Origin of the sequence: uncultured Imperialibacter sp. (genome assembly GCF_963974565.1) — a bacterium.
In the GTDB taxonomy this organism is placed as follows: Bacteria; Bacteroidota; Bacteroidia; order Cytophagales; family Cyclobacteriaceae; genus Imperialibacter; species Imperialibacter roseus.
Genome location: NZ_CAXBCJ010000006.1, coordinates 263,194 through 279,214, shown reverse-complemented (window position 1 = coordinate 279,214; position 16,021 = coordinate 263,194). Strand labels below are relative to the sequence as shown.

The window sequence follows — 16,021 nt, the reverse complement described above, 5'->3', positions numbered from 1 at the left end:
GGTGGTTTACCTTCGCTTATACATAAAAATCGACTTTCTGATAGTGTTTTAAAAGCTCCGTCATCCGGTCGGGGTCTTCTCCCTTGAAGTTGATGGTGCCAAAGTGATTACCAAATCCTCCACGGTCTCCACTGATTTTCTGCCCCTCGTAAGGCGGCACGAGGCTGTGCTCAATGAAGTACGGGTCGTTGTTAAGCTCTTCAGGTATTTCAAGTTTCGAGAACTGACGCTTGTGAGGATAGATCATCACGTTGCCATGGTAATATTTCGGTTTGAAGCCCTTCGGAGGGAAAATTGCATCCAGCTCTTCCTCGGTTGCATTGGGGTCGTGAGACACGACAAACGCAGCAAGCGCATCGAACTCGTATGATTTAGAGCAAAGCTCAAGGATGTGCCCGCCGGGAATTCTGCAGGCAGTTTCTCCAAAATTCAGTTCGTCGTTTTCAGTAAGGAACCATTCGGGGTGCACCATGCCAAATTCAATACCGAAAATATCGACCATTTTCTGCACCTGCTTGTGGATCAATTCACGCTTTGTTTCCAGATAGTTGCCTTCGGGAATGAAATTAGAATACCCCAGTTTCACGTATTCGGTGATATTGAGGAACCTGATTTTGCCTTTATGGATAAATGCCTCACAGGAAAACTCCCTGCCTGGCAGATGACTCTCAGCAAGACATGGGAAATCACTATCCTCGCATTCTTCGTCTATTTGAGCCATCGATTTCAGCAGGCGATGACCAACAGTGCCGGCCGAAGCAAAGGGCTTGATATGCACCCAGCTATCCTCTTCACCTTGCAGTTGCAGATTGGCTTCATTCAGGCGTTTCATAAAGGCTTTTACACCGTCTTTGCTATACACCTCTTCAAACAGCCCGACCCGCAGTCCTCCAATGAGGGCTTTCCGCTTCATGATCGCCTTGTTTCGAAAAAGAAAAGCCCGGTTAAGTACCCGTGGGTCGTTTCTGTAAATTGAATTGAGCGCTCCGGCCCATTCCACCGTTTCCTCGTAAAGGGGCACAGCCACGTCAGCGTTATAAGGCTTTAGCTTTTCAACCAGGTCCAGGGAATTGGAGGTGTCGCTCCATTCATCTAGCTGGTAGGGAACAAAGGGAATATTATGTTCGGCTGCATAAGGTGCGAAGTCTGGAAACGAAACGACTACATAAGGCTTACCAAGTTTTTGCATGCTTTCTATCACGGGCAAACTCCAGCCCATTAATGCGAAACATTTTGCCATATCTATATTGGTTTTAAAGGTGAGAAATCTATTGAAGATGCGAAGAGGACAGAGGGAACCCGTTAGTGGAGAGTAGCCGGTCGGCCATCAGATTTAGGCATACACGTCCTGCGATACTTCGATGCATCTCTAAAGACAAGGTGATATGGGCAGCGATCGTTCAAAAAAATGTCGATTCATTTAAATAAGTCAATGAATCATTGAAATAGTTATATTATTACAAAAAGAGACCCCATAAGTGAAGCCTCTTTTTCCAAACAACTATTAAACAAACTTTTATGCTGCCGTGCGGAACTGCCCTACATAATAGTGGAGTTGCTTGGACGATGGGTAGCCCGCTTGCATTGCAGGGGAAAATGGAACCCGCTGCTATTTATTGGCTTTGTAGTGCAGGCCAAACCAGATAAGCCTGGTGACAACGAAAATGAGCATGCCGTAGATGCTGGTGATGCTTGACACCTTCAGCCCACCAGCTAGCATCGCTTGCGACACCTCCCCAATTTGCTCAATTGCCTGGAAGGCCATGAACATTCCAATGAGTTGACCAAGCACTCCAGTGACCAGGGCCAGCAGTCCAAAGAACTTTACATAGTCCAGTCTTCTTTTGACTTCGTCACCTTTCAACCCTTTGGAGAAGATATCTGAGGCAGAAAGCCCGCTGAAGATCAATGCAGCAAGAAACATTAGCGTAAGAATTGACATGAATTCTATTCCGCCCATCCAAAATAATTCAAACATAGTTGTAAAGATTTAAGGGTTTAAAAAACATCCAGGGCAATCATACGGCTTTTAGCCAGGCAAAATGGACAAAGTAGACGGAGTTGCTGTCAACATCGGTGGAAAACCAATTTTCGGAGGGATTCTACATTTTTGGTAGAATACCTGCTGAAAATGGCATTTCGTCGACTTTCACTGTATGATTTAGAATTTATCGGCATTTTGCAGCAATGATAAGCGATTATCTCAACAAGTTGGTCTATTCAAAAGGAGGGAGGGTGCTGGCCCACGTGGTCTTCTGGTGGTTGTCCCTTGCTTTCCTCATGGTTTTTTTTGCCAGGATAAGTAGCGACTATGGCTTCTCTCTGCGCTTTGCGTGCCTCATGTTGCCGGTGGCAATGGGCACCACTTATTTCATTAATTACAGCCTTGTGCCTAAGTACCTTCTGACGAGGAACTATGGTAAGTTCATATTGTATTTCGTGTATACACTTATTGTGTCGATGTATTTCCAGATGTGGGTTATTGCCCTCACTTATATCTCCATCGCCGAATACAACTATGAGAAACTAGGGCCTGTAGCAGGCGATTTCATATTTCAGCCCGTGGGCCTTTATTCCATCGTGCTGCTGGGAGTTGCTCTTAAGCTGCTGCGACTTTGGATGAAAGCCGAGCGGGAGAGGGCCGAACTGAAAAGTGCCAGTCTCGAAGCAGCCCTTAAACTCAAAGAAGCAGAGCTGCAACTGCTCAAGGGTCAAATACATCCCCATTTTCTGTTCAACACCCTCAACAATCTCTACGGTTTGGCGCTGGAGAAGTCCGACGTGCTCCCTGATAGTATCTTGCGGCTTTCTGAACTGCTCGACTTTCTTTTGTACAGAAGCAATAAGTCATTGGTACCGCTGGCCGACGAGATCAAATTAATAAGAGATTACATTGCGCTTGAGGAGCTCCGGTTTGAAGAAAGGCTTCGGCTTGAGCTGGATATTCAGGCAAACGGGAATGATTGTAGTATCGCACCTTTTCTTCTATTTCCGTTCGTAGAAAACGCATTCAAGCATGGTTTTATGCAGGATGATCAGCAGCTTTTTCTATCCATTTCAATCCAAACTAAAGGCGAGCGGCTCTACCTCACAGTGACCAATTCATTCTCGAAAGCTGAAAAGGAGGCGGGGCAGCTTGGCGGGGTGGGGCTGTCAAATGTGAGGAAACGTTTGGAGTTGCTGTACCCAGGCAGGCACAAGCTCAGGATTGAAAATGATGAGCGGCACTTTATAGTAAACCTGGAGTTAGACTTAAAACCAAAAGATGATGCCGGAAGCGACTCGTAAATGTATTATTGTCGACGATGAGCCGATTGCCATTCGGGTGATCAGAGGCTACTTGCTGCAAATGGGTGGCTTCGAAATCGTGGCTGAGTGCCGCACGGCCACGGAGGCATTTCAGCTTTTGCGCAGCCATTCCATCGACCTCATTTTTCTCGATATTCAAATGCCTAAGCTCACAGGCCTCGATTTCCTGAAGGCCCTTCAGCACCGACCGAAGGTCATTTTGGTGACCGCCTACCGGGAATATGCCATTGACGGGTTTGACCTGGATGTGGTGGATTATCTGCTCAAGCCCGTTTCTCTGGAGCGGTTCATGAAGGCAATAGATAAGTTTTATCAGTTGATGGAAGTCAACACAAAAGTACACACGGCAGCCACTCAAGTGCCAGCCTCAATATTGGTAAAATCAGATAGAAAAACTGTGAAAATTGTGTTAGACGACATTCTTTATATTGAAAGCTATAGCGACTATATCAAGATTTTCACCGCTGACGAGACCATCATCACCAAAGAAAGAATCAGTCATATTGAGGAAAGCCTGCCTGGCAGTTTTATCAGAACGCACCGCTCTTTCGTGATCAACAGTGCACAGATAAAGTCGTTCACCAATGAGCATGTTAATGTTGCAGGCAAAGAAATCCCCATCAGTCGGAGCTACAAGGAAGAAGTGCTTTTAAGGTTCCAAAGCCTTTAGCCTCTTTCGGTTCTCCGTTATTTTGCCTAGTTGGTTTTGATCTCCTCGAAGTCTTCCTGGCTGGCTCCCACTGAGAAATGCCTGAAATTGTAGGTAAAAGAGAGCATCACATACCGGTTAAGCACATTCGACTGGGTGTCCTCAATGTAAATTTCAGATATGTTTCTCCGGATATTATTGTTCTGTTTCAGGATGTCGTACACATTCATACTCACTTCGCCAAGCTTGTTTTTGAACAACTTCTTACCCACACTCATGTTCCAAAGAGTGAAACTATTGTCGAAACCCGCAGAAAGCCCGGCATTGATTTGATGCCTTACGTCTGTTCTGAATGTGAAGCCGTTTCCAAAGATCATGTTGTAGTTGATCCGGGTAGTCTGATTAAAGAAGTTGTTGTTTAGTGCAGGCCGCAGGCTGTTTTCCACCACGTTGTATCTCGACCACGTGGCTACTCTGAAATCAATATTCTCACTGATGTTGCTGCTTAGAGAAACACCAAGCCTGTAGTTCCATGAGTTGGCCAGGTTGAGCTCGTCGTTGATGAGGCCAGGTCTGCTTGTGTAGTTAACACCACCGTTGAAATTGACATTTGATTTGATCAACGAGAAGGGTTGGCCATAACTCAGGTATGACCTGAATTCCTTGTATCCACCCAGGTTAACCGGGCTTATTAGCTGAGAGCCTTTTTCAAGTATCACTCCCTCGCCAACTGTTGTCTGTTCTTCGGCAATAAAGGTGCTCGTTCCAATGTAGTTGCTGGTGAGCTCGGTGTGGGCATAAACAAACATTGACCTATTTGTTTCGGGGTTATTTGACCTTATACGGGTTCTGATTCTATTGGTATATGTTTGGTTAAGATCCACATTTCCCGTGCGAAGCTGAAGCGGATTTGAGTTGTCAATTACGTCCTGCAGCTGTCCTATTTGTGGCTCTCTGGTCCAGGTGCGGTAATCTAGTTCGATATTGGTATTGTCGGTAAACTTGTAGCGAAACCGGGACGACGGTAACACGCTATTAAAGCGCCGATTGAGTGTGTATTCCCTTGGAAACTGCTGGTCATTTTTCAGTTTGGCGTCCTGATATTCCACCTCTACCTGCGCAGTAAGTTTTTTTAGTGTGTATTGGTAACCCAGCTCTGTTTCCTGTGTAAAGTAGCTGTTGTCGAAGGTGTTGCTCAACGCCTCATCGAGTAGGGTGTAGTCATCGAACTGCTCCGAAAAGTCGTACAGTCTTCTGTCAGAGTCATTGATTCTGTCGCCCATTGTATGCTCCAGTTCAATTCGTCCGTTGGCACCCACGGGCTCAGTATAGGAAGCGTTGACCCTCCAGTCGTGTCCTTTTCGGTTCCACTCAATATTTTGCTTGAGCAATTGACTGCTGTCAGCCGATTGATAGAAGATATTTTCGGCCAGCCTGTACCTGTCGTCGGTATTGACGTGAAAGCCGTTTCGGAGGTTGATCGTGAATGCACGCCCCTTTTTTTCAAATTGATGGTTGTACATCAGGTTATTGAAGTAGTCCAAATCAAAGAGATCGAACGACGAGCTGTTTTCGGTTTGGTTCACCGGGCCAAAATCCGAGGTTGTGCGACCGAGGAAGTTGGAATTGCGGATGTTATTGCCGAAGGAAGCTGATGGCCGCCAAATGATCCTGTTGTTGTCGTTGATCTTGTAGTCGACTTTCATAAACACCCTGTGTTCGGCGTTAGTGGCATTGTTGTAGCTGCTTTCGGAGTAAACCTGCCCTGAGTCGGACGGGAGCACATATTCTCTGAACCTGGTTTGGGTGGTTTCATCCTGCCTGTGGTTGTACAAGTAGCTGCCACTTACCTCCAGCGACTTTGCCCAGGTGTCAGCAAAGTTTACTGCAATGGCGTTGTTGTTGATGATGCCATCCTGGGTTCTGCTGTCGGCACTTGCATTGGGGCTTGCCGAGTAGTTGAGAATATTGATGTTGTTGCTAAGGCCTGATATAGTAACCCGACGGTCGCCATTGAACATATTGAGGTTAGCGCCTGCCATATAACGTTGATCAGTTCCAGCTCCTACCGAAGTTTTTCCAAACTGCCCTCTTCTGCGATTGGGCTTTGTGATGATATTAATCGTCTTTATTCTTTCACCGTCGTCAAACCCGGTTAGCTCGCTCTGGTCGCTCTTTTTGTCAAACACCTGAATGCTTTCAATCACAGTAGCGGGTAGGCTCTGCAAAGCAGCCTGCACATCGCCGCCGAAAAAAGGCTTTCCGTCGATAAGAATTCGCTGAACGTTTTCGCCCTGGGCTTGTATTACGCCATCCACCATCGCAATGCCCGGCATCTTTTGCACCAGGTCTTCGGCACTGGCATCGGGTACTGTTTTGAAAGCCAGTGCGTTGAAAACAGAGGTATCTCCTTTCTGCTCACTCATCATAGCCTGGGCAGTAACTTTTACTTCTTCAAGCGTCTTGGTCTCTTCTTCCAGTAGAATGTCTCCAAAGGAAATGTCCTTTATGCCGACAGTTACATTTTTTGTCACCGTCTGATATCCGATATATTGAAACTGAAAACGGTAGCTGCCCGGCTCCACCTTCTCAAGCTTGAATTTTCCCTCAAGATCAGTGACCACACCCAAAGAGGCAGGAGGAGAGCTTAGTTTTTCACCCAGTACGGTAGCACCGGGGAGACCTAAGTAATCGTTGGCTCCCTTCACAGTTCCCGAAATGGTGACAGCTTGCCCATGGACTCTGAGAAGCGAAAATAATAGGAACGTAATGGTAAGAGTTCTTAACATCTAATTAGTATTGCTAACAGTACAGAAACAGGAAATAAGTGCATCAAAACTTTGATAACTGTCGTTCCAAACTGTTGTTTCAAAGCTATTTGCTAGTACACTTTTGAGTATATGATGTATCTATTGTCCAACTGGCAAATTCATGTGCCTGACAGTGCTATTAACTATCCGATAAAAGTAGACCCCATATTAGAATAGTGAAATTGTAATTTTTTAAAATGCTATTTCACCGGTTGAATGGTACGGAGTTGTTAAAAATTGTCACGAAATGCTGCCGGGCCAAACACAGGGGGCCATTATTCTGTTGACGGGTGCCGCATTGAATGGAGTTGCCAGGCAATATCCACCATTGCAAAGTTGGTCTGATGGGTAGGTCATAGGCATCAAATGGGAGGGAAGAAAGGGCGAAACGCTGGATCGGGTAAGGTTTATTCGCAAAAAAGAAGGAGAGCTTATTGCTCCCCTTCTTTTTGCAGGTAGGTGACCAGTTTGTCACATAGTGCATTCATTTCTTGCGACATAAACTCGTCTCCGGTGGCATTGAGCACGCTCTGCGCCATGCCGCCGATGCAGTCTATGTAGAAACGTTTCATATCAGGCACTTCCATATCTTTTGTCCACAAGTCGATACGGAGCGTGTTTTTTTGATCAGCATCCCACAAGGCCAACGCAATTGCATTGGTTTCGCTGAGCTCTTCACCCGCCTTTTCGTCGGCATCCCAGACTATCTTTTCCGGGACCCTGTTTTCGTCCATTTCAACTGTAAAACGTATTTCTGACTTGTTCATTAATGCTTTATTATTCAGGTAAACTATTCTTAAAGTCCTCGTAAGAGGCTGGCGCAAGAGGAGTGGTGTCGCAGCCCAGCTCAGTTGCCTTGGCGTTAATATCTTCCACCCTTGATGCTGGATCCGGGTGTGTGCTTAGGAATTTCGGTGTTTTTCCTGCCTGATTGCTGTCGAGCAGCTTTTGGAAAAAGCTGTAAGCGCCATTGCAGGCATATTTGCCTTCAGCCAGGTAAATGACAGAATACTCGTCAGCCTCCGATTCGTTGTCACGGCTAAATGCCAGGGTGGTTGCATTTCCGGCAACAGCGCCAGCAATTTCTGCCAGCTTTGAAGGGTTTTGCCCAAGGATAACGTTGAGCACGAGCTGAAGACCATATGCCTTCTGCATTTGCTGCATACTGTGCCTTCTGTCAGCGTGCGCAAGCTCATGACCCATTACGCCAGCTAAGTCGTCTTCCTGGTCAAGGTATTTGATCAAACCTGTGTATACATAAATATAACCACCAGGCGTTGCAAATGCATTGAGCACTTCGTCATCATGGATAATATGAATTTTCCATGCAAATTCATCTCTGTACTCAATCTTGCCGCTGTTCAGGATTTCGTCCGTTATTCCCTGAAGGTAGGCATACGCTTCGGCATACTCTGTTTCGTCCAGAACCGGATATTCCGTAGGATTGGCAGCAATCTCATCACTCACCTGCTTACCCAGATCAATATCATTTTGCAAAGAGAAAAAGACAGGCAACCCACCACCATCGTCATCATCTTTTTTACAGGAAACGACGGCTAAAAGAAGACCTGCAATCCAAAAGCTTTTAAGAATTTTCATTTATGTTATGTTTAATTAATCCTCATTTCAGGAATCTCACCTTCCACAATAAGCTTGCCAGCTGTGGAAGCTTTTATTTCTTCCACACTTACGCCGGGAGCTCTTTCGAGCAGCTTGAACCCGCCTTCCGATAGCACTTCGAGCACGGCGAGGTCGCTCACTATTTTCTTCACGCACCGAATGCCCGTCAAAGGTAGTGTACACTCTTTTAATAACTTCGATTGGCCGTCTTTGCTTTTGTGCTGCATGGCCACTATGATGTTGTCTGCAGAAGCTACCAGGTCCATCGCTCCACCCATGCCTTTCACCATCTTGCCAGGGATTTTCCAATTGGCGATATCGCCATTTTCCGACACCTCCATGGCGCCCAAAATAGTCAAATGTATATGCCCCCCACGGATCATGGCAAAGCTGTCGGCCGAGCTGAAAAGCGAGGAGCCAGGTATCATCGACACCGTTTGCTTACCGGCATTGATCAGGTCAGCATCTACTTCATCTTCGGTAGGGAAGGGGCCTATGCCCAGCAGGCCATTTTCCGATTGCAGCACCACGTCGATGCCGTCAGGCAGGTAGTTGGCCACCAGAGTAGGTATGCCTATGCCCAGGTTGATGTACATGCCGTCCTTTACCTCCTGGGCTATTCTTTTGGCGATGGCTATTTTGTCTAATCCCATTGGTTGAATATTTAAATAGCTGCAATTATGCCTGGCGAACTGTTCTTTGCTCGATGCGCTTTTCGTAGTTCACTCCCTGGAAAATTCGCTGAACGAAAACACCCGGTGTATGAATGTCGTTGGGGTTGAGTGTGCCGGCAGGCACCAGCTCTTCTACTTCAGCAATGGTAATTCGGCCAGCTGTGGCCATCATAGGGTTGAAATTCCTTGCTGTTCCTTTAAAAACCAGGTTCCCGGCGGTGTCTCCCTTCCAGGCTTTTACCAGCGAAAAGTCTGCTTTCAACCAGGCTTCTAACAAATATTTTTTTCCATCGAATTCCCTTACTTCTTTTCCCTCGGCCACTTCGGTGCCGTAACCGGCAGGGGTGAAGAAGGCTGGGATGCCAGCGCCGCCTGCTCTTATTCTTTCGGCCAGCGTACCCTGAGGAACCAGGTCTACCTCCAGCTCACCGCTCAGCAGCTGCCGCTCAAACTCTGCATTTTCTCCCACATAAGAGGAAATCATTTTTTTTACTTGTCTGGTTTTCAGCAGCAGGCCAATGCCAAAGTCATCTACGCCCGCATTGTTTGAAATACATGTCAGGTTCTTTGCGCCGCTTGAAAGTAAGGCAGATATACAATTTTCGGGGATGCCGCAGAGTCCGAAGCCCCCAAGCATCAATACCGATCCATCGTGGATGTCGGCCACTGCTTCTTCGGCATTTTTCACAACTTTGCTAATCATAAATGCATTATTTAAGCTGTTTCAATACGCTAATTGCCTGCTCTTTGTCGATGATCAATTGCTGTTTGAGCGTTTCCAGGCTGTCGAACCGTTGGTCTTTTCTCAAAAGCGCCACAAAGTTCACCCGGATTCTTTCACCGTAGATTGACTGGTCAAAGTTAAAAATATTTACCTCAATAGTTTTGGGTGACGCCTGTAGTGTGGGTCTGTTGCCTATGTAGAGCATCCCACCAAAGCTCTTTCCTTTGAAATCAACCGTCACCGCATAAATGCCATCGGCGGGGATCAGTTTGAAACTTTCTTCAATGTGTAAATTGGCAGTGGGGAAGCCCAAACCTGTCCCAATCTTGTCGCCCTTCACCACTTCGCCTTCCAGCATATAGTGATAACCAAGAAACTCGTTGGCATGTTCAATATTGCCTTCCATGAGCGCCTTGCGAACCTTGGTCGAGCTTATGCCAATATGGTCAATGTCCTGACGGGGTATTTCTTCGACTTCAAAGCCGTATTGAGAAGCATTTTCCTGCAGGTACTCGAAGCTTCCTTCACGGTTTTTTCCAAACTTGTGGTCGTAGCCAATGATGAGTTTTTTGGTACCGAGCGCATCTACCAGCACTTGTCTGATAAAGGCATCGCCGCTCAGTTCCGAGAATTCCTTAGTAAATGGAATCTTCACAAGAAAATCAATGCCTGATTTCCTGAATAACTCCTCTTTTTCTTTCCAGGTCGAAAGAAGTTTGAGTGTGGATGCGTCTCCTAATACGAATTTTGGATGAGGCCAAAAGGTGATAACAACAGATTTTCCATTGTGGACTCTCGCTTGTTCGCATACCTGTTGCAAAATTGCCTTATGTCCTACATGTACGCCATCGAAAGTGCCGGCGGTAACAACCATGTAGCCATCATGATCAAGCCTTGCAATTCCCTCAACTACTTTCATTTCCTGGCTTTGATGTAAAAATACTGGTGAACTCTTCTATAGTAAAGGCATCTTCAACCTGATAATCACCGATAGAGTTCCTGCGAAGGGCCGACATGTAGGCGCCGACACCAAGTTTTTCACCTATGTCTCTCACAAGACTTCGGATATAGGTGCCCTTTGAGCATTCCACTACAAACTCCACTTCGGGAAGGTTCATATTCAATACCTGCAGCGAGTAAATAGTTACTTCACGTGCTTTCAGTTCAAGTGTTTCATTTTTTCGGGCACTTTCGTAAGCCCTTTTTCCATCCACCTTGATGGCGGAATAGACCGGCGGTACCTGTTGAATAGCGCCTTGAAAACTGTAAAGGACTTCTGCTATCTGGTCTGCCGACAGATGTTGGGTGTCGGTTTCACTGTCAAAAGCGGTTTCCAAATCGACGCTTGGGGTGGTTTTGCCCAGCACCAGCGTGCAGGTGTACTTCTTTCTTTGTTCCTGGATCTGATTGATGGTTTTGGTCGCTTTGCCCGTGCAGATGATCAGCAGGCCTGTCGCCAAAGGATCAAGCGTTCCTGCATGGCCCACTTTCTTTATCCTTATTGTGTTACGGACTTTCTTCACCACATCAAAAGAGGTCCATTCTTTGGGCTTATCTATGCCGATGGTCTCTCCAGCCTCAAAGTCGTAGCGCTTCTTTCCTTTCACAAGCTAACAAATATGGCAATGAGGCCTACAATAAGGCAGTAAACAGCGAAGTAGATCAGTTTGCCCTTCCTTACTATGCTAATCATCCACTGGCAGGCGGCCATGCCTGAAACAAATGCAGCCAGGAAACCCAGTGATAAGGCAGTGGCACTTACCTGACTGGCAATTTCTGGCGTCTTCAAGAAATCAAGCAGTTTAAGAAAAGCAGCCCCTAGGATTGGTACCAACACCATAAGGAAGCTGAACCTGGTTACAACATCTTTTTTGATACCCAGCAGCAGTCCGGTGGAAATAGTAGCGCCAGATCTTGAAATGCCAGGAAGGATAGCAATGGCCTGAGCGATACCTATAACGAATGCCTTGGGAAAAGTTAGCTCTCCCTCATTGCTCTTTTTAAAGTGGGTGAATGCCAGTAGGGCGGCTGTTACTATCAGCATAGACCCCACCAGCATGATTCGTCCGCCAAAGAAAGATTCGACCTGATCTTCAAAAAAAACACCCACAATACCTACCGGAATGATGGATAAGGCTATTTGAAAAACGAATTTGGTGGAGTCGTTCCATTGAAACTTAAATAACTCTACGATGAGTTGCAGAATGTCCTTTCTGTAAATGACAACCGTGCTCAATGCTGTCGCTGCGTGCACTACAATGGAGAACAGGAGGTTGTCTTCAGACTGAATGCCGAAGATGGCCGTTCCGATTTCAATATGGCCGCTGCTGCTAACCGGTAAAAACTCGGTCAGTCCCTGAACTAGGCCAAGGACAATGGCTTCCCATATGTTCATTTACTCTCTTTGGGCTGATAAAAAATCGCAAAAAATTCGATGATGAAGCCAGCGAGCACGGTAAGGGGGCCCAGCGTTAACCCGGCAAATCCGAAACCATAAGGCTCAGTATCGAGTGTCATGATGATAAATCCAAGGCACAGTACTAACACCCCGGCAATCATGATGATGTAGTTTATCTTCTGGAATGGAAATTTTTCTTTGTTGCTCATTTCTTCAATATAATTCGTCCAAAGACATTTTCAGATATTTGTTGATAGCTCTGTAAGTGCTGCCGAAACCTACCAGCATGCCTACCAGCAGCAGGCTGCCGAAAAGGATAAGTAGCTCGTCGGTTCGTTGCAAATCTGCCAGATTTTCGATTTTTGAATTGGCATATTTCAAAAGCACAAAAAGCCCAGCACTGGCAATAATTGCAGATAGCAAGCCATAGAACGTGGCTCTCATAAGAAACGGCTTTTGAATAAAGCCGGCAGTAGCACCCACCAGTTGCATGCTTCTGATGAGGAAGCGCTGCGAGAAAAGTGCCAGCTTAATAGTATTGTTAATCAGAATGACAACGACCAGCAATAGGATAGCCGAGAAGCCAATGAGCACCAGGCCGATCTTTGTCAGGTTTTTGTTGATGCTTTCAACGAGGTTGTCGAGATAAACGACCTCAAATACTCCCCTTATGCTTTCCAATTCACTTTTTATCTGGGTGAGCTTTTCAGTGGACTGGTAATCAGGAGTTATCTTGAGGATAATCAAGTCTCTGAGTGGGTTGTCTCCAATGAATTGGGTGAAATCTTCGCCGGTTTCTTTAATAAATTCTTTGGCGGCTTCTTCTTTGGAGATTAAAACTACCTGGCTCCCTTCTTTTTTAGCTACATAGTCTTTATCGGCGAGCGTTTTCTGTAGCTGTATTTTTTCTGATTCAGTGACGTTTTTGTTCAGGTAAACCTGCACCTCAATATTGTCCTGAATGAAGCGGGTAAGGTTGTTTGTTAGCAGGAAAAAGACACCGAACAGGCCCAGGACAAACAAGGCAACAGATATGCTGAATACCACGCTTACGAAAGGGTAGCTGCCTAGTTTTTTCTTTTTTCTGACTTTCTTCTCGTATGTAGCCATTTGAGCTTTACCGGGGAAAAGCCAAAAATAGTAATTTGCAGCTACTTATAGGGCAGGAAGGGAAATAAAAAGGCGCTTTAATTAAGCGCCTTGTTGTCTCTGAAAATCTTCAACTCGCTGAGAAGATCTTCGTTGGTAACTTTTTCAAGTGTACTAATCTTCTTGGTTGGGTAGCTTAGCTTGTAGTAAACGTCCTGATGGAAGAGGTAAATCCGTTTACCGTCCTTGCTATTGATCTCCAATATTTCGTAAGGAATTTCCTCGAAGTTGCCATACAGGTACAGCCTTTCTTCGTAGAATTGATATTGCAGCTTGTTGCTGTTGCCAGCCTCAGATTTGACCTCAATATCTATTGGCTTGTTAATTTCAATAGGGTCACTTTCAGCCAGAGCATCTTCTTTGCCAACTGCTTCTACCTCAAACTCCTCATCAGTTTCAAACTCAGCAACTGTTGGTTTTTTAAATGTAGGAGTAATTTCTTCGGTGACAGGTAACGCAACATCCGCTATATCTTCAGCCGCTGTTGCACTGGAGCTTGAAGTAACGGATGCAAGCTGCTGCTTATGTTCAACGGGCTTGGTCGGCGTTTCAACGGAAGGAAGCTCTTTGAGTGCAATGTCAGGGGCGGGTTTATCTTGCTCGACAGAAGTGATTGGGTTCATTTGCCCAATCTCAGGAGCAGGGTTCACAGCCTCTTCACTAAAGTAGTACATGCCCCCCACCAGCAGGATGGCCGTGCCTACAGTTGCCGCCACTTTTACCACTGCGGATTGGCCAAGGGTGCCCAACACGCCAACTTCTAACGGAACATTGTCCAGCCTGGTCTTTAGTTCGGCCTTACGGAATTCTTTCAAACCGGAAACCATGTCGCTCTGAGTTTTCATTTCAGCTCTAAGCGAGACATCTGAGGCAAGTTTTGATTCCAGGACAGCTTTGTTGCCATCGGAGATGGTTCCTGTCAGGTACTGCTCAATAAGTTCTTTAAAGTCCGTGTTACTCATTCTTAGTCGAGAAAGTCTTCTTCTTTATACCTACTTCTGATCAACAGATCAAGTCGTTTCATGCATTTGTACTTTTTGGTCTTTGCTGTGTCTGTGTTCGCAAACTGAAGTTTCTCTGCTATATCATTCATCGACATACCGTCGAAATAATAATAAGTTAGCAGCTTTTTGCAAATATCCCCAAGATCGCCAATGCATTCCTGGATAATACGTGCCTTTTCTTCTGCGTCATGCTCTTGAAATTCCTCTCCATCTTTCTCTTCACTTGAAAGCCGACTTTTCCTGTCCAGCTCTTTTCTCCATTGATTGAGACAGATGCTGTACAAAAAAGTACTGATTTTGGAGGTCATCACAAGATTTCCACTCACAGCCTTTTGCCAAAAAACGATCAAAGCCTCCTGAAATACATCCTTCGCCTCTTCCTCTGTACCATTGTTGGACAAGACGATCTTCGTCATCATCCTGTAATACTTCCTGTACAAGTAGTCCAGAGCCGTCTCGTCACCCTTGCTTATTTTTGCAAGAATCTCGTCATCTTTCATTGGCGGCTTTTGCTTTAATACTGAAATAGCTGGTCAAGTAACCCCCCAGGTTTATATTAAGAAATTGTAAAGTTATAAAATGTAAATTAATGCTTTTCATTGAATGGTGATGATGGAAGTGGGAGTTACAGCAAAAACTTTGTCTTGTTTGCCAGGGGAAATGGCAACGTACCCTGTAAAATTACCGAATGCTGGCAACAGAGCCCCTTTCTGGCCAAAATAAAAACAAGGGATGCGCACACCCTGTCTTGCCTTTCCCTGCAGGCTTATGCCGGGGTGGAGGTGACCGGCAAGGTTGTACCCGAAGCTGTTTTCAGTCGGGTGGTGACTCATGAAAAAGGGGCCCAAAGTAAGTTCATCTACAGCATCAACATTGATTTTCCTGTAGTTGCTGGTTGCAATAATGTCATGATTGCCCATTGTAAGGGTAACCTCCAGCGCTTCATATTGATTTCGCCAAATGGTGAATGCTTCCCACTCATTGTTTTTGTCGCTGTGAAAAAGATCTCCCAGCATGACCAGTCGCTTTGGTTGATACGTGTTCAGCAGGAGATCAAGCCTGTCGAGATCCTCAACGTGAACTTTGGATGAGATGGGGATGCCTGCTTTTCGGAAGTGCCCCGCCTTGCCGAGATGCAGATCGGAGACAATCAGGCACTCCTGCTCTTTCCAAAAGATGGATTTATGAATAGACAGTACCAGCGATTGTTCAAGCAGGGTGAACTCCAATGAATCCTTCACGTATTGTTTATTCCTGTGGCAGCCACGTTTGGGTTCTGTAGAGAAAGTAGAGATAGCCTCTGACTTTTAGTTCATTGCCCTCTCTCCATATTTTACATTTGTAGATGTTCCCATTTTCAGGATCCATTATCTCACCACCGTCCAACTCACTTCCATCTTTTTTCATATCGGTGATGATATTCATTCCTATTATTTTTTTGCCTTTTCGGTAGTCTTCACATTCGTCACACAGAGGGTCTTGTTCTTCACCGGGTTCCCTGAAAAGCTTAATGATTTTACCGAAATACTTTCCCTCGCTCTCATATATTTCCACTATTGATCGCTTTTTGCCTGTGTTGTCGTCAATGGTTACCCACTGGCCCGTTATTGACTGCGCCTGAGAGAGGCAGGAACAAAGCAAAAGGGCAATAAAGAAAAGGATTCGCATAATGAGTGATGATGTT

At 45.7% G+C, this 16,021-nt stretch carries 18 protein-coding genes; 2 read left to right on the top strand and 16 right to left on the bottom strand.

Going from position 1 to position 16,021, the window contains the following annotated elements; genetic code table 11:
* Nucleotides 1-16: 16 nt before the first annotated feature.
* Together AAC052_RS10970 and AAC052_RS10965 are read right to left on the bottom strand one after the other, a co-directional pair.
* On the bottom strand, nt 17-1,240 hold the full coding sequence (locus AAC052_RS10970) for a carboxylate--amine ligase (protein WP_317492332.1): 1,224 nt from the start codon (nt 1,238-1,240) through the stop codon (nt 17-19).
* A 369-nt stretch (nt 1,241-1,609) separates the two neighbouring features.
* Nucleotides 1,610-1,978, bottom strand: a complete 369-nt coding sequence (locus AAC052_RS10965) for a MotA/TolQ/ExbB proton channel family protein (RefSeq protein ID WP_317492331.1) — start codon at nt 1,976-1,978, stop codon at nt 1,610-1,612.
* A 209-nt stretch (nt 1,979-2,187) separates the two neighbouring features.
* Here AAC052_RS10965 and AAC052_RS10960 point away from each other — a divergent pair, with 209 nt between their 5' ends.
* Together AAC052_RS10960 and AAC052_RS10955 are read left to right on the top strand one after the other, a co-directional pair.
* Entirely contained in the window at nt 2,188-3,288 is a 1,101-nt protein-coding gene (locus AAC052_RS10960) for a histidine kinase (protein WP_339813192.1), read from the top strand.
* The gene (locus AAC052_RS10955; protein ID WP_317492329.1) at nt 3,266-3,979 is read left to right on the top strand and encodes a LytTR family DNA-binding domain-containing protein; all 714 of its coding nucleotides are present in this window, start codon (nt 3,266-3,268) and stop codon (nt 3,977-3,979) included. The genes AAC052_RS10960 and AAC052_RS10955 overlap by 23 nt, the downstream gene beginning before the upstream one ends.
* 26 nt (nt 3,980-4,005) lie before the next feature.
* Here the strand turns inward: AAC052_RS10955 and AAC052_RS10950 are convergent, their stop codons facing one another.
* From AAC052_RS10950 to AAC052_RS10885, 14 genes are all read right to left on the bottom strand, one after another.
* Nucleotides 4,006-6,747: an outer membrane beta-barrel protein gene (locus AAC052_RS10950; RefSeq protein ID WP_339813190.1), complete on the bottom strand. Its 2,742-nt coding sequence runs from the start codon at nt 6,745-6,747 to the stop codon at nt 4,006-4,008.
* Nucleotides 6,748-7,199: 452 nt separating this feature from the next.
* The gene (gldC, locus tag AAC052_RS10945; RefSeq protein WP_317492327.1) at nt 7,200-7,535 is read right to left on the bottom strand and encodes a gliding motility protein GldC; all 336 of its coding nucleotides are present in this window, start codon (nt 7,533-7,535) and stop codon (nt 7,200-7,202) included.
* Between the two features lie 10 nt (nt 7,536-7,545).
* Complete coding sequence (locus AAC052_RS10940) at nt 7,546-8,367, bottom strand: M48 family metalloprotease (RefSeq protein WP_317492326.1); 822 nt, start codon at nt 8,365-8,367, stop codon at nt 7,546-7,548.
* A gap of 11 nt (nt 8,368-8,378) precedes the next feature.
* Nucleotides 8,379-9,041, bottom strand: coding sequence for a 3-oxoacid CoA-transferase subunit B (locus tag AAC052_RS10935; RefSeq protein WP_339813187.1), 663 nt, complete (start codon nt 9,039-9,041; stop codon nt 8,379-8,381).
* 25 nt (nt 9,042-9,066) lie between these two features.
* A complete protein-coding gene (locus AAC052_RS10930) occupies nt 9,067-9,765 on the bottom strand; it encodes a CoA transferase subunit A (RefSeq protein WP_339813186.1) in 699 nt (232 codons plus the stop codon).
* 7 nt (nt 9,766-9,772) lie between these two features.
* Nucleotides 9,773-10,705 (bottom strand): bifunctional riboflavin kinase/FAD synthetase, encoded by a 933-nt coding sequence (locus AAC052_RS10925; RefSeq protein ID WP_339813185.1) that lies wholly within the window; start codon nt 10,703-10,705, stop codon nt 9,773-9,775.
* Nucleotides 10,692-11,393 carry a tRNA pseudouridine(55) synthase TruB gene (gene truB / locus AAC052_RS10920; RefSeq protein WP_339813184.1) on the bottom strand — a complete coding sequence of 234 codons (702 nt, stop codon included), beginning with the start codon at nt 11,391-11,393 and terminating at the stop codon, nt 10,692-10,694. The genes AAC052_RS10925 and truB overlap by 14 nt, the downstream gene beginning before the upstream one ends.
* A complete protein-coding gene (locus AAC052_RS10915; RefSeq protein ID WP_317492321.1) occupies nt 11,390-12,181 on the bottom strand; it encodes an undecaprenyl-diphosphate phosphatase in 792 nt (263 codons plus the stop codon). The genes truB and AAC052_RS10915 overlap by 4 nt, the downstream gene beginning before the upstream one ends.
* On the bottom strand, nt 12,178-12,393 hold the full coding sequence (locus AAC052_RS10910) for a DUF3098 domain-containing protein (protein WP_317492320.1): 216 nt from the start codon (nt 12,391-12,393) through the stop codon (nt 12,178-12,180). Before AAC052_RS10910 ends, AAC052_RS10915 begins: the two co-directional genes overlap by 4 nt.
* Before the next feature lie 4 nt (nt 12,394-12,397).
* A complete protein-coding gene (locus tag AAC052_RS10905) occupies nt 12,398-13,294 on the bottom strand; it encodes a permease-like cell division protein FtsX (RefSeq protein WP_339813182.1) in 897 nt (298 codons plus the stop codon).
* A 77-nt stretch (nt 13,295-13,371) separates the two neighbouring features.
* Nucleotides 13,372-14,295 (bottom strand): hypothetical protein, encoded by a 924-nt coding sequence (locus AAC052_RS10900; protein WP_339813180.1) that lies wholly within the window; start codon nt 14,293-14,295, stop codon nt 13,372-13,374.
* A gap of 2 nt (nt 14,296-14,297) precedes the next feature.
* Nucleotides 14,298-14,837, bottom strand: a complete 540-nt coding sequence (locus tag AAC052_RS10895; protein ID WP_317492317.1) for a sigma-70 family RNA polymerase sigma factor — start codon at nt 14,835-14,837, stop codon at nt 14,298-14,300.
* 96 nt (nt 14,838-14,933) lie between these two features.
* Nucleotides 14,934-15,578 (bottom strand): ligase-associated DNA damage response endonuclease PdeM, encoded by a 645-nt coding sequence (gene pdeM, locus AAC052_RS10890; RefSeq protein ID WP_317492316.1) that lies wholly within the window; start codon nt 15,576-15,578, stop codon nt 14,934-14,936.
* A 7-nt stretch (nt 15,579-15,585) separates the two neighbouring features.
* Entirely contained in the window at nt 15,586-16,005 is a 420-nt protein-coding gene (locus tag AAC052_RS10885) for a DUF2147 domain-containing protein (protein WP_339813177.1), read from the bottom strand.
* Nucleotides 16,006-16,021: the final 16 nt, after the last annotated feature.

What these genes read in the sequence shown, in the direction of transcription:
- AAC052_RS10930 (WP_339813186.1), bottom strand. Translation starts at nt 9,765, where the DNA reads ATGATTAGCAAAGTTGTGAAAAATGCCGAAGAAGCAGTGGCCGACATC.
- AAC052_RS10935 (WP_339813187.1), bottom strand. Translation starts at nt 9,041, where the DNA reads ATGGGATTAGACAAAATAGCCATCGCCAAAAGAATAGCCCAGGAGGTA.
- AAC052_RS10915 (WP_317492321.1), bottom strand. Translation starts at nt 12,181, where the DNA reads ATGAACATATGGGAAGCCATTGTCCTTGGCCTAGTTCAGGGACTGACC.
- AAC052_RS10885 (WP_339813177.1), bottom strand. Translation starts at nt 16,005, where the DNA reads ATGCGAATCCTTTTCTTTATTGCCCTTTTGCTTTGTTCCTGCCTCTCT.
- AAC052_RS10955 (WP_317492329.1), top strand. Translation starts at nt 3,266, where the DNA reads ATGATGCCGGAAGCGACTCGTAAATGTATTATTGTCGACGATGAGCCG.
- AAC052_RS10960 (WP_339813192.1), top strand. Translation starts at nt 2,188, where the DNA reads ATGATAAGCGATTATCTCAACAAGTTGGTCTATTCAAAAGGAGGGAGG.
- AAC052_RS10910 (WP_317492320.1), bottom strand. Translation starts at nt 12,393, where the DNA reads ATGAGCAACAAAGAAAAATTTCCATTCCAGAAGATAAACTACATCATC.
- AAC052_RS10925 (WP_339813185.1), bottom strand. Translation starts at nt 10,705, where the DNA reads ATGAAAGTAGTTGAGGGAATTGCAAGGCTTGATCATGATGGCTACATG.
- AAC052_RS10950 (WP_339813190.1), bottom strand. Translation starts at nt 6,747, where the DNA reads ATGTTAAGAACTCTTACCATTACGTTCCTATTATTTTCGCTTCTCAGA.
- AAC052_RS10970 (WP_317492332.1), bottom strand. Translation starts at nt 1,240, where the DNA reads ATGGCAAAATGTTTCGCATTAATGGGCTGGAGTTTGCCCGTGATAGAA.
- AAC052_RS10940 (WP_317492326.1), bottom strand. Translation starts at nt 8,367, where the DNA reads ATGAAAATTCTTAAAAGCTTTTGGATTGCAGGTCTTCTTTTAGCCGTC.
- AAC052_RS10965 (WP_317492331.1), bottom strand. Translation starts at nt 1,978, where the DNA reads ATGTTTGAATTATTTTGGATGGGCGGAATAGAATTCATGTCAATTCTT.
- AAC052_RS10900 (WP_339813180.1), bottom strand. Translation starts at nt 14,295, where the DNA reads ATGAGTAACACGGACTTTAAAGAACTTATTGAGCAGTACCTGACAGGA.
- AAC052_RS10905 (WP_339813182.1), bottom strand. Translation starts at nt 13,294, where the DNA reads ATGGCTACATACGAGAAGAAAGTCAGAAAAAAGAAAAAACTAGGCAGC.
- gldC (WP_317492327.1), bottom strand. Translation starts at nt 7,535, where the DNA reads ATGAACAAGTCAGAAATACGTTTTACAGTTGAAATGGACGAAAACAGG.
- AAC052_RS10895 (WP_317492317.1), bottom strand. Translation starts at nt 14,837, where the DNA reads ATGAAAGATGACGAGATTCTTGCAAAAATAAGCAAGGGTGACGAGACG.